This is a genomic window from Empedobacter sp. ULE_I140, assembly GCF_053482575.1.
The window spans coordinates 723798-736765 of record NZ_JBQMTX010000001.1 but is presented as its reverse complement, the minus strand read 5'-3'; the positions used below and the strand labels follow the sequence as shown (position 1 = coordinate 736765).

General features: G+C 36.5%; 10 protein-coding genes and 1 tRNA gene. All 11 read right to left on the bottom strand.

Annotation, left to right across the window (positions count from 1 at the left end; genetic code table 11):
• Positions 1-73: 73 nt before the first annotated feature.
• A complete protein-coding gene (locus tag ACTS9J_RS03470; RefSeq protein WP_038331074.1) occupies positions 74-367 on the bottom strand; it encodes a DUF3467 domain-containing protein in 294 nt (97 codons plus the stop codon).
• Positions 367-4644, bottom strand: coding sequence for a DNA-directed RNA polymerase subunit beta' (gene rpoC / locus ACTS9J_RS03465; protein WP_291047741.1), 4278 nt, complete (start codon positions 4642-4644; stop codon positions 367-369). The genes ACTS9J_RS03470 and rpoC overlap by 1 nt, the downstream gene beginning before the upstream one ends.
• A gap of 62 nt (positions 4645-4706) precedes the next feature.
• Positions 4707-8549: a DNA-directed RNA polymerase subunit beta gene (gene rpoB, locus ACTS9J_RS03460; protein ID WP_125349434.1), complete on the bottom strand. Its 3843-nt coding sequence runs from the start codon at positions 8547-8549 to the stop codon at positions 4707-4709.
• Positions 8550-8651: 102 nt separating this feature from the next.
• Positions 8652-9020: a 50S ribosomal protein L7/L12 gene (gene rplL / locus ACTS9J_RS03455; protein WP_019974307.1), complete on the bottom strand. Its 369-nt coding sequence runs from the start codon at positions 9018-9020 to the stop codon at positions 8652-8654.
• A gap of 46 nt (positions 9021-9066) precedes the next feature.
• Complete coding sequence (rplJ, locus tag ACTS9J_RS03450; RefSeq protein WP_125349460.1) at positions 9067-9579, bottom strand: 50S ribosomal protein L10; 513 nt, start codon at positions 9577-9579, stop codon at positions 9067-9069.
• A gap of 18 nt (positions 9580-9597) precedes the next feature.
• The gene (rplA, locus tag ACTS9J_RS03445) at positions 9598-10293 is read right to left on the bottom strand and encodes a 50S ribosomal protein L1 (RefSeq protein WP_448352848.1); all 696 of its coding nucleotides are present in this window, start codon (positions 10291-10293) and stop codon (positions 9598-9600) included.
• 17 nt (positions 10294-10310) lie between these two features.
• On the bottom strand, positions 10311-10751 hold the full coding sequence (gene rplK, locus ACTS9J_RS03440) for a 50S ribosomal protein L11 (protein WP_038331069.1): 441 nt from the start codon (positions 10749-10751) through the stop codon (positions 10311-10313).
• 73 nt (positions 10752-10824) lie between these two features.
• Complete coding sequence (gene nusG / locus ACTS9J_RS03435; RefSeq protein WP_219033762.1) at positions 10825-11373, bottom strand: transcription termination/antitermination protein NusG; 549 nt, start codon at positions 11371-11373, stop codon at positions 10825-10827.
• A gap of 32 nt (positions 11374-11405) precedes the next feature.
• Entirely contained in the window at positions 11406-11594 is a 189-nt protein-coding gene (secE, locus tag ACTS9J_RS03430) for a preprotein translocase subunit SecE (protein ID WP_038331172.1), read from the bottom strand.
• A gap of 15 nt (positions 11595-11609) precedes the next feature.
• A tRNA-Trp gene (locus ACTS9J_RS03425) sits at positions 11610-11680 on the bottom strand.
• Positions 11681-11740: 60 nt separating this feature from the next.
• On the bottom strand, positions 11741-12928 hold the full coding sequence (gene tuf, locus ACTS9J_RS03420; protein WP_038331067.1) for an elongation factor Tu: 1188 nt from the start codon (positions 12926-12928) through the stop codon (positions 11741-11743).
• Between the last annotated feature and the right edge of the window lie 40 nt (positions 12929-12968).

Sequence of the window (12968 nt, the reverse complement as noted above, 5' to 3'; positions counted from 1 at the left end):
TGATAGTTTTGATTGCATAAAAAAATCCCCCAATCTAAGATTGAGGGACTTTTTGAAATATTAAGAATGATTCTTAAGCTTCGTAAGTTGCAGTACCGTTGTTAACTTGAGGTTCTTTGATTTCACCAAAGCTTTTCTCAAAGTTAGTTACGTTTTCTGCTAACGATTGAGATAATTGTTTTGCTTGTAATGGAGACAAAATAATTCTTGATTTTACTGATGGTCTAGCACCTGGTAAAAATTGAACGAAATCTACAACGAACTCAGATGGTGAGTGGTTGATGATTGCTCCTGTAGCATAAACACCTTGAGCTACTAATTCGTTTAACTCAATGTTTAATCCTTCGTTTTGTTGATTTTCTGACATTATAATTCTTGTTTTGCGTTTATTAATTCCTCGTATTCACGGTTAGATCCTACGATGATGTTTTGATACTCTTTTAATCCAGTTCCGGCAGGAATTAAGTGTCCAACAATAACGTTTTCTTTTAATCCTACTAAACCGTCTACTTTACCAGCTACAGCTGCTTCGTTAAGAACTTTTGTAGTTTCCTGGAACGATGCCGCAGACATGAAAGATTTAGTTTGTAAAGATGCTCTTGTAATACCTTGTAAAACGGCTTCTGCTGTTGCAGGTAAAGCCTCACGAGCTGTCACTAAGTTTTTGTCTTCACGTTTTAATTTAGAGTTTTCGTCACGTAATTCGCGAACTGTGATGATTTGTCCTGGACTTAATGTGTCAGAATCACCAGCATCTTCTACGACTTTCATTCCAAATAAACGATCGTTTTCTTGCATGAAATCGTCTTTGTGCTCTAAACTATCTTCTAAGAATCTTGAATCTCCTGAGTCTACAATACGAACTTTACGTAACATTTGACGTACGATAATTTCGAAGTGTTTGTCATCAATTTTTACCCCTTGTAAACGGTATACATCTTGAATCTCGTTTACTAAGTATTCTTGAACCGCTGTTGGCCCTAAGATTCTTAAAATATCTTCTGGTGTAATTGCTCCATCTGATAAAGGCTCACCTGCACGTACGAAGTCATTTTCTTGAACTAAGATCTGTGCTGATAATTTAACTAAGTAACGACGGATTTCACCATTTTTAGATTCAACGATGATTTCACGGTTACCACGTTTTATTTTACCAAAAGAAACAACTCCATCCATTTCACAAACAACTGCTGGATTAGATGGATTACGAGCCTCTAACAACTCTGTAATACGAGGTAAACCTCCTGTAATATCGCCAGATTTAGCTGACTTACGAGGAATCTTAACTAAGATTTTACCTGCATTAATTTTTTCACCATCATTTACCATTAAGTGTGCACCTACTGGTAAGTTATATGTTTTTTCTTCACCATCAATAGTGATAACTCTTAACGCTGGAACTAATTTTTTATTACGTGATTCAGAAATAACTTTTTCTTGGAATCCTGTTTGCTCATCGATTTCAATTTGGAAAGTTACCCCTTGCTCTAATTGTTCGTATTCGATTTTACCAGTAGATTCTGCGATGATTACCCCGTTATAAGGGTCCCAACTTGCAATCTCTTGACCTTTTTGAACTTTAGCTCCGTTTTTAACAGATAAGATAGTACCATAAGCGATGTTAGTTTGTTGACGAACGTTTCCTAAATCGTCAATTACTTTCATCTCTGTAGAACGAGAAACAACTGTATCTACTTTGTTACCTGCATCATCTGTCGATTCAACAGTACGTAAGTCATCAAACTCAATTGTACCATCAACTTTAGCATTAATTGTATTTTGCTCAGAAACGTTACCCGCAGTACCCCCAACGTGGAAAGTACGTAATGTTAACTGTGTACCAGGCTCACCAATAGATTGCGCAGCAACTACACCAACTGATTCACCTTTCTGAACACCTTTACCTGTAGCTAAGTTGCGTCCGTAACATTTAGCACAAATTCCAGTTTTTGCTTCACATGTTAATGGAGAACGAACTTCTACATTTTCAATACCAGCTGCTTCTAAGGCATCACCAATATCTTCTGTAATAATGTTACCAGCAGAAATGATTAATTCACCATTATCTGGGTTGTAAATATCATTTAATGAAGTACGACCTAATACACGAGAAGATAAACTTTCGATGATTTCTTCTTTTTTCTTAAGTGCAGATACTTCTAAACCTCTTAATGTACCACAATCTTCGTGCATTACGATAACGTCTTGCGCAACGTCAACTAAACGACGAGTCAAGTATCCAGCATCGGCAGTTTTTAAGGCAGTATCGGCAAGACCTTTACGCGCACCGTGCGAAGAAATAAAGTACTCTAAGATAGACAGACCTTCACGGAAGTTAGAGATAATTGGGTTTTCGATGATATCCCCACCAGTAGAACCAGCTTTTTGAGGTTTAGCCATCAATCCACGCATACCTGATAACTGACGAATTTGCTCTTTAGATCCACGTGCTCCAGAATCAAGCATCATGAATACAGAGTTAAATCCTTGTTGATCTTCTGTCATACGTTTCATTACAATTTCTGTTAATGTCGCGTTTGTTGTTGTCCAAACATCAATAACTTGGTTGTAACGTTCGTTATTTGTAATAAGACCCATGTTATAGTTCATCTTAATGTTCTCAACTTGGTTGATCGCACCTGAGATAAGGTCTTTCTTTTGTTCTGGGATTAAGATATCTCCTAATGAGAATGATAAACCACCCTCGAAGGCATTACGGTATCCTAATTGTTTCATATCATCTAAGAAAGCAGCCGTTGTAGGGAAATCTGTAATCTTGATAATTTTATTAATAATTGTACGTAACGATTTTTTCGTTAATACTTCATTAATATAACCTACTTGTTTCGGAACGATTTGGTTGAATAACACACGTCCTACAGAAGTTTCGATTAATTGATTTTCTATCAACTCCTCTCCTACACGAATTGTTCCTTTTACACGAATTGGCGCGTTTAAGTCAACAGCTCCTTCGTTGTATGCAATTTGAACTTCTTCATCTGAATAGAAAGTTAATCCTTCTCCTTTTACTGTAAATTGGTGGTCTGTACGACGAATTTTCGTCATGTAGTAAAGACCTAAAACCATATCCTGAGAAGGTACAGTAATTGGAGAACCATTTGCAGGATTCAAAATATTTTGAGAAGCCAACATTAATAATTGTGCTTCTAAAACAGCTTCTGGTCCTAATGGTAAGTGAACAGCCATCTGGTCACCATCGAAATCGGCATTGAAGGCAGTACACACTAATGGGTGTAAACGAATTGCTTTACCTTCGATTAATTTCGGTTGGAATGCTTGGATACCTAAACGGTGTAACGTAGGGGCACGGTTTAATAAAACTGGATGACCTTTGATTACATTTTCTAAAATATCCCAAACAACTGGCTCTTTTCTATCGATAATTTTCTTAGCCGATTTAACTGTTTTTACAATTCCACGCTCGATTAATTTACGAACTACGAATGGTTTGTATAATTCAGCTGCCATATCTTTTGGTAAACCACATTCGTGTAATTTAAGTGTTGGTCCAACAACAATTACAGAACGAGCAGAATAATCTACACGTTTACCTAATAAGTTTTGACGGAAACGACCTTGTTTACCTTTTAATGAATCAGATAATGATTTTAACGGACGGTTACCATCAGCTTTTACAGCAGATGCTTTACGCGTGTTATCAAATAATGAATCAACCGCTTCTTGTAACATACGTTTTTCATTACGTAAGATTACTTCTGGCGCTTTGATTTCCATTAATCGTTTCAAACGATTGTTACGGATAATTACACGACGATATAAATCATTTAAATCTGATGTTGCAAAACGACCACCATCTAATGGAACTAACGGACGTAATTCTGGTGGAATAACCGGAATAACGCGCATTACCATCCATTCTGGACGGTTTACGTGGTGCATATTTGACTCACGTAACGACTCAACAACTTGTAAACGTTTTAACGCTTCTGTACGACGTTGTTTAGAAGTTTCGTTGTGTGCTTTGTGTCTTAATTCGTAAGATAACTCATCTAAATTGATACGAGATAATAGGTCTTCTAATGCTTCAGCACCCATTTTCGCAACGAATTTATTAGGATCTGTATCTTCTAGATATTGATTCTCGATTGGAAGAGTTTCTAAGATATCTAAATACTCTTCTTCTGATAAGAAATCTAATCTATTTAATTCTTCACCTTCTGGTCCTTTTGCGATACCTGGTTGAATCACTACATATCTTTCATAGTAAATTACCATGTCTAATTTCTTAGATGGTAATCCTAAGATGTAACCAATTTTGTTTGGTAATGAACGGAAATACCAAATATGTGCAATTGGCACAACAAGATTGATGTGTCCAATACGCTCACGACGAACTTTCTTTTCAGTAACTTCAACCCCACAGCGGTCACAAACGATACCTTTATAACGGATTCTTTTATATTTTCCGCAGGCACATTCGTAATCTTTTACAGGTCCAAAGATACGCTCACAGAATAACCCGTCACGCTCTGGTTTGTGCGTTCTATAGTTAATCGTTTCAGGTTTTAAAACTTCACCTTTAGATTCTTGAAGAATCGATTCTGGAGAAGCTAACCCGATACGGATTTTTGAGAATTGACTTGTTTTATTTTTTGTTGACATATAGAAATGTATCTAACAATTATATTATTATAACGAAAAAGGTAGAATAATAGGTTGCCCTATTATTCTTCCAAGTTTATGTCTAATCCAAGACCTTGTAATTCATGTAACAATACGTTAAATGATTCTGGAATACCAGGTTCTGGCATTGGCTCTCCTTTTACGATTGCTTCGTAAGTTTTCGCACGTCCAATTACGTCATCCGACTTAACTGTTAAGATTTCGCGTAAGATATTAGATGCACCGAATGCTTCTAATGCCCAAACCTCCATCTCTCCGAAACGTTGTCCACCGAATTGTGCTTTACCTCCTAATGGTTGTTGAGTAATTAATGAGTATGGTCCGATAGAACGCGCGTGCATTTTGTCGTCAACCATGTGTCCTAATTTCAACATGTAAATCACCCCTACAGTAGCTTTTTGATCAAAACGTTCTCCAGTATTACCGTCATATAAATATGTTGTACCGTGTTTTGGAATACCTGCTTCTTCTGTGATGCGATCGATATCAGCGATTTCAGCACCATCGAAGATAGGTGTAGCAAATTTTTGACCCATTTTAAGTCCAGCCCATCCTAATACCGTTTCATAAATCTGACCGATATTCATACGAGATGGTACCCCAAGTGGATTAAGTACGATATTTACTGGCGTTCCGTCTTCTAAGAAAGGCATATCTTCGTCGCGAACGATACGTGCAACAATACCTTTGTTACCGTGACGTCCTGCCATTTTATCCCCTACTCTTAGTTTACGTTTTTTCGCAATGTAGATTTTTGCTAATTTAACGATACCTGCAGGTAACTCGTCTCCAACAGAGATTGTAAATCTTTCGCGGTTAAGTGCTCCTTGTAAATCATTGTACTTAATTTTGTAATTATGTAACAATTCTTTTACTAATTCGTTCTTATCCTCGTCTGTTGTCCAAAGAGACTCTGCTCCAGTTAAATTTAAGAAATCTTCAACATTAGATAAGATTTTTTGTGTGTATTTTACACCTTTCTTGATTACTTCTTCGTTCAAGTCGTTGTAAATACCTTGAGAAGTTTTTCCGTTTAATAAAACGTATAATTTCTCTAATAAAATCTCTCTTAATTCGTTGAATTTAACGTCGTACTCAGCTTCTACACTATCAATAATAGCTTTGTCTTGAGAACGTTTACGTTTATCCTTAATACTACGTGAGAATAATTTTTTGTCGATAACAACACCACGTAATGATGGAGAGGCTTTAAGAGAAGCATCTTTTACATCACCTGCTTTGTCACCAAAGATCGCACGTAATAATTTTTCTTCTGGAGTTGGATCAGATTCTCCTTTTGGAGTAATCTTACCAATCAAGATATCACCAGGTTTTACTTCTGCTCCAATACGGATCATACCGTTTTCGTCTAAGTCTTTTGTAGCCTCTTCCGAAACGTTAGGAATGTCTGAAGTTAATTCTTCCATACCTAATTTTGTATCACGTACATCTAATGAATACTCATCGATGTGGATAGATGTAAACCAGTCTTCGCGAACAGCTTTCTCAGAGATTACAATGGCATCCTCGAAGTTGTATCCTTGCCAAGGCATAAAGGCAACAACCATGTTACGACCAATTGCTAATTCTCCTCCTTCTGTTGCATAACCTTCAGATAAAACTTGTCCTTTCTCTACACGATCACCAACTTTTACAATTGGTTTCAACGTAATTGTAGTTCCTTGATTCGTTTTTCTGAATTTTGTTAAATTATATGTTTTCTCAGCAGTATCGAAGCTTACTAATTCTTCGTCTTCTGAGCGATCATATTTAATTGTTATAATGTCAGCATCAACATAAGTTACTGTACCTTCACGTTCTGCATTTACTAAGATTCTTGAATCTTTTGCAACTTGTTTTTCTAATCCAGTACCTACAATTGGTGCTTGAGGTTTTAATAATGGAACTGCCTGACGCATCATGTTCGATCCCATTAACGCACGGTTGGCGTCATCATGCTCCAAGAAAGGAATTAATGATGCTGAGATAGATGCAATCTGGTTAGGTGCAACGTCAATTAAATCAACTTCTGCTGGCGTTACAACAGGGAAATCCCCATCTTCACGAGCAGTTACACGTTCAGTAGCAATAGTACCATCGTCTGTCATGTCGATATTGGCTTGAGCAATTACTTTTGATTCCTCCTCTTCCGCAGTTAAATAGATTGGTGCTGATTCGACGTCCACTTTTCCATCTTCTACTTTTCTGTACGGTGTTTCGATGAACCCTAAGTTATTAACTTTAGCGAATACACATAATGACGAAATCAAACCAATGTTTGGTCCCTCAGGAGTTTCAATTGGACATAAACGTCCGTAATGAGTGTGGTGTACGTCACGTACCTCGAATCCCGCTCTTTCTCTTGATAAACCTCCAGGTCCTAATGCTGATAAACGACGTTTGTGTGTAATCTCTGATAATGGATTTGTTTGGTCCATGAACTGAGATAACTGGTTCGTTCCGAAGAATGAGTTGATAACAGATGATAATGTTTTAGCATTAATCAAATCGATTGGTGTAAACACCTCGTTGTCACGAACATTCATTCTTTCACGGATAGTTCTAGCCATACGAGCTAAACCTACTCCGAATTGGCTAGCCATTTGCTCACCTACCGTTCTTACACGACGGTTAGATAAGTGGTCGATATCATCCACCTCTGCTTTAGAGTTGATTAATTCGATTAAGTATTTAATAATCGAAATGATATCTTCACGAGTCAATACTTGTACGTCCTCGCTAATGCTTAAGCCTAATTTTTTATTTAATCTGTAACGACCTACTTCACCTAATGAATAACGTTGATCAGAGAAGAATAATTTGTCAATAATTCCTCTTGCTGTTTCCTCATCTGGTGGCTCAGCGTTACGTAATTGTCTATAGATATACTCTACTGCCTCTTTTTCAGTATTAGTAGGGTCTTTTTGTAAAGTATTATGGATAATTCCATAATCAGCAGAATTGATGTCTTCTTTGTGTAATAAAATCGTCTTAACACCAGAATCTACGATTTGATCGATGTGATCTTTCTCTAAGATTGTTTCACGGTCTAAGATAATTTCATTACGCTCGATAGATACAACTTCTCCTGTATCTTCATCTACGAAATCCTCGTGCCATGTATTTAATACACGTGCAGCAAGTTTACGACCTACAACTTTCTTTAAATTAGCTTTATTAACTTTTACTTCTTCTGCTAAGTCGAAAATTTCTAAGATATCTTTATCTCTTTCGTATCCGATAGCACGTAATAAGGTAGTTAATGGTAACTTTTTCTTACGATCGATGTAAGCGTACATTACGCTGTTGATGTCTGTTGCGAACTCAATCCAAGATCCTTTGAAAGGAATGATACGAGATGAGTACAATTTTGTACCATTCGCGTGGAAAGATTGTCCGAAGAATACCCCAGGAGAACGGTGTAATTGAGATACAATAACACGCTCTGCACCATTAATAATGAATGATCCTGAAGGAGACATATAAGGAATTGTTCCTAAGTATACGTCTTGCACTACAGTTTCGAAATCTTCGTGTTCTTCGTCCGTACAGTACAATTTAAGACGAGCTTTCAATGGTACGCTGTACGTTAATCCTCTTTCGATACACTCATCAATTGTGTAACGTGGTGGATCTACGAAATAATCTAAGAATTCTAAAACAAACTGATTGCGAGTATCCGTAATTGGAAAATTCTCAGCAAATGTTCGGTAAAGACCTTCATTTTTTCGTTGGTCAGGTCTTGTTTCCAACTGGAAAAAATCTTCAAACGATTTGATCTGAATGTCAAGGAAATCTGGGAACTGAGCGACTGCTTTTGCAGAAGAGAAGTTCAATCTTTCTTTTTTCTCAGTCGAGTTGCTTAATGTTGCTTTAGTGGCCAATTTCGAATGAATTTTGGTTTATATAATGACTTTATGCGTAAAAAGGTTTAGACCTAACACGTCCTGTGTTAGGTCCAAACCTATATTTTTGAGTAATAAAAATTACTTCAATTCTACTACTGCACCAGCTTCTTCTAGCTGTTTCTTTAAAGCTTCAGCTTCGTCTTTAGAAACTGCTTCTTTAACTGTTGCTGGAGTTGAATCTACTAAATCTTTAGCTTCTTTTAATCCTTTTCCAGTTAATTCTTTAACTAATTTAACAACTGCTAATTTAGATGCACCTGCTTCTTTTAAGATTACGTCGAATTCTGATTGCTCTTCAGCAGCTTCACCTGCTCCACCTGCAGCAACAACTACAGCAGCAGCAGCTGGTTCGATTCCGTATTCATCTTTTAAGATTGTAGATAATTCATTAACTTCTAAAACTGTTAAGTTTACTAACTCTTCAGCTAATTTTTTTAAATCTGCCATTTTAATGCTTTTTGTTTTTTAAACTTTTATTTGATATGAGTGTGTCTTATTCTTCTGAAGCTCCTTCTTCTGCTTTTGCAGCCTCTTTGTTCTCTAATTGAGAAACAACAGTTTTGATTGGAGATTGAAGTAACATGATGATGTCTGCGATTAATTCTTCGCGAGATTTCAATGCTACTAATTGTGGTAATTTGTCATCACCTACGAATGTATTATCTTCAATCCAAGCTCCTTTTAAAATAGGTTTTTCAGATTTTTTTCTGAAAGTATCGATTACTTTAGCTGGTGCATTACCAACTTCAGCAGTCATTAATGCTGTATTTCCTTTTAAAGATCCGTAAAGCTCTTCGAAGTTTTTGTCTTCGATTTGCTCCATAGCTTTCTTTAATAAAGTGTTTTTTACTACGCGTAAAGATACATTGCTTTTGAAGCAAGCTCTTCTTAATTCAGTAGTATTAACAGCGTTTAATCCGTCGATATCTGCTAAGTAGATGATTTTTGCTTCTGCTAATACAGCTTGCAATTCATCTATCATATTTGCTTTATCTTGTTTTGTCATTGCCATAATCTACTAATTTTAAGCGTTTACACTTTTTGGATCTACTGATACACCTACAGATTGAGTTGTAGAAAGCGTGATGCTTTTTACATATGTTCCTTTAGCAGCTGTTGGTTTTAATTTAATTAAAGTTTGAATTAACTCATTCGCATTTTCTTTAATTTTATCAGCATCGAAAGATACTTTACCAACTGCAGCGTGGATGATTCCGTAACGATCTACTTTGAAGTCGATTTTACCTGCTTTTACTTCAGAAACGGCTTTACCTACTTCTAAAGTTACAGTACCTGATTTTGGGTTAGGCATTAATCCACGAGGTCCTAAAACACGTCCTAATGGTCCTAATTTACCCATAACAGCTGGCATAGTAACGATAACGTCAACATCTGTCCAACCTTCTTTAATTTTTTGTAAGTATTCGTCTAATCCTACATAGTCTGCACCTGCTGCTTTAGCTTCTGCATCTTTGTCTGGAGTAACTAATGCTAATACTTTTACATCTTTACCTGTTCCGTGTGGTAATGAAACTACACCACGAACCATTTGGTTAGCTTTCTTAGGATCTACACCTAAACGAACTGCTATATCTACAGAAGCATCAAACTTAGCGTAGTTAACTTCCTTTACTAATGATGATGCTTCATCAATAGAGTAAAGTTTGTTTTTTTCTACTTTAGCTAATACTTCTTTTTGTCTTTTTGTTAACTTTGCCATTTCCTAAAATGTTTTAATTATTCTGGAGCTTGCCCACCTTTTACAGTTATACCCATAGAACGTGCAGTTCCAGCAACCATTTTCATAGCAGATTCAACAGTAAAACAGTTCATGTCCGCTAATTTGTCTTCAGCAATAGCTCTAACTTGATCCCAAGTAACAGTACCAACTTTTTGACGGTTTGGTACACCTGATGCTTTTTTCAATTTCGCAGCTTCCATTAACTGAATAGCAGCTGGTGGAGTTTTAATTACGAAATCGAATGATTTGTCTTGATACACAGTAATAACAACTGGTAACACTGCACCTTGTTTTTCTTGTGTACGTCCATTAAATTGTTTACAAAACTCCATGATGTTAACACCTGCAGCACCTAAAGCTGGCCCTACTGGTGGCGAAGGATTTGCTTGTCCTCCTTTAACTTGAAGTTTTACAACTTTTTCAATTTTTTTTGCCATTTTTTTAATTCTTAAAATTAAGCGTTATGTGGAAGCAGCCTAAATTTCTACTTTTAATTTGTTGATAGATTGATTATGCAATCTTTTCAACTTGGTTAAAACTTAACTCTAGTGGTGTTTTACGTCCGAAGATTAAAACCATCACTTCAAGTTTACGTTTATCTTCAATGATTTTTTCAACTGTTCCGTTGAAGCCATTGAATGGTCCGTCGATTACTTTTACAGTTTCTCCTACGATGTAAGATATTCCTAAGTTTGTATCAACGTTTTCTGCTAATTCGTCAACTTTACCTAACATTCGGTTAACTTCCGATTGTCTCATTGGTACAGGATCACCTCCTTTCGTTGCACTCAAAAAGCTAATTACACCTGATGTATTCTTTACCATGTGAGGAATTTCCCCTACAAGTTCGGCTTCTATCATGATGTAACCAGGAAAGTGTACTTTTTCCTTTTGATATTTTTTACCGTTACGGATTTGAATCACTTTTTCCATAGGAACAACAATTTGTCCTACATAATCATTCAAATTTTGGTACTGAATTTCTCTTTCAATATAATCCTTAACTTTCAGCTCTTGTCCAGCTACAGTCTTGATTACATACCATTTCTTTTCACTCATGATTCTAATTACTAAACGGGATATTTTACAAACTAAAAAGCGCCGTAGATAAAGTTAAGCACTTGTGTGAATAATGTATCTACCGCATATAAAAATATAGCTAACAAAACTGTAGCTATTGCAACAATAATTGTGTCTCTTTGTAGATCTGAGAATGATGGCCATGTAACATGATCTTTAAATTCTACAAAGGAATCTTTAAAATATTGTACGACTTTCATATCGTTTTCATTTAGCACGGGCACAAGGATTCGAACCCTGATCAACGGTTTTGGAGACCGCTATTCTACCATTGAACTATGCCCGTAGATAAAAAGAGTGGTAATCATTGAAGATTACCACATCTTCTATATTATATTTTGACTAATTAGTCTAAAATTTCAGTTACCTGACCAGCACCAACTGTACGTCCACCTTCACGGATTGCGAAACGTAAACCTTCGTTTAATGCGATTGGTTGTAATAATTCAACTGTAATAGTTAAGTTATCTCCTGGTAAAACCATCTCAACTCCTTCTGGTAAGTTGATTTCCCCTGTTACGTCAGTTGTACGTACGTAGAACTGTGGACGGTAACGGTTATGGAATGGAGTGTGACGACCACCTTCTTCTTTAGTTAAGATATAAACCTCAGCTTTGAATTTTTTGTGTGGTTTAACAGATCCTTGTTTTGCGATAACCATACCACGACGGATGTCAGTTTTATCAACACCACGTAATAATAAACCTACGTTATCACCAGCTTCACCTCTATCTAAGATTTTACGGAACATTTCAACACCTGTTACAGTAGAAGTTAATTTTTCTTCTCCCATACCAACGATGTCAACTGGATCCCCAGAGTTAATTACACCAGCCTCGATACGTCCTGTAGCAACAGTACCACGACCTGTAATAGAGAATACATCCTCTACTGGCATTAAGAATGGTTTATCTTGATCACGAACTGGTTGCTCAATCCACTCATCAACATTGTTCATTAAGTTTAATACAGTTTCAACCCATTGAGGCTCACCGTTTAATGCACCTAAAGCAGATCCTTGGATAACTGGAGTGTTATCTCCGTCATATTCGTAAGAAGATAATAAATCTCTTACTTCCATTTCTACTAACTCTAATAACTCAGCATCGTCAACCATATCAACTTTGTTTAAGAAAACAACGATACGAGGAACGTTTACTTGGCGACATAATAAGATGTGCTCACGAGTTTGAGGCATTGGACCATCAGTAGCAGCTACTACTAAGATACCACCATCCATTTGAGCAGCTCCTGTAACCATGTTTTTTACGTAATCCGCGTGACCTGGACAGTCAACGTGTGCGTAGTGACGGTTAGCAGTTTCATACTCTACGTGAGATGTATTAATTGTAATACCACGCTCTTTTTCTTCTGGAGCATTATCGATTTGATCGAAAGCTTTTGCTTCTGAATAACCAGCATCAGCTAATACTTTAGTAATCGCTGCAGTCAAAGTTGTTTTACCGTGGTCAACGTGACCAATAGTACCAATATTTAAGTGCGGCTTATTACGGTTGAAAGTTTCCTTTGCCATTTTACTTTTTATTAATTTCTATTGTTATACTTAAATTAAA

What these genes read in the sequence shown, in the direction of transcription:
- ACTS9J_RS03470 (WP_038331074.1), bottom strand. Translation starts at nt 367, where the DNA reads ATGTCAGAAAATCAACAAAACGAAGGATTAAACATTGAGTTAAACGAA.
- rpoC (WP_291047741.1), bottom strand. Translation starts at nt 4,644, where the DNA reads ATGTCAACAAAAAATAAAACAAGTCAATTCTCAAAAATCCGTATCGGG.
- rplL (WP_019974307.1), bottom strand. Translation starts at nt 9,020, where the DNA reads ATGGCAGATTTAAAAAAATTAGCTGAAGAGTTAGTAAACTTAACAGTT.
- rplJ (WP_125349460.1), bottom strand. Translation starts at nt 9,579, where the DNA reads ATGACAAAACAAGATAAAGCAAATATGATAGATGAATTGCAAGCTGTA.
- rplA (WP_448352848.1), bottom strand. Translation starts at nt 10,293, where the DNA reads ATGGCAAAGTTAACAAAAAGACAAAAAGAAGTATTAGCTAAAGTAGAA.
- rplK (WP_038331069.1), bottom strand. Translation starts at nt 10,751, where the DNA reads ATGGCAAAAAAAATTGAAAAAGTTGTAAAACTTCAAGTTAAAGGAGGA.
- nusG (WP_219033762.1), bottom strand. Translation starts at nt 11,373, where the DNA reads ATGAGTGAAAAGAAATGGTATGTAATCAAGACTGTAGCTGGACAAGAG.
- secE (WP_038331172.1), bottom strand. Translation starts at nt 11,594, where the DNA reads ATGAAAGTCGTACAATATTTTAAAGATTCCTTTGTAGAATTTAAAGAT.
- tuf (WP_038331067.1), bottom strand. Translation starts at nt 12,928, where the DNA reads ATGGCAAAGGAAACTTTCAACCGTAATAAGCCGCACTTAAATATTGGT.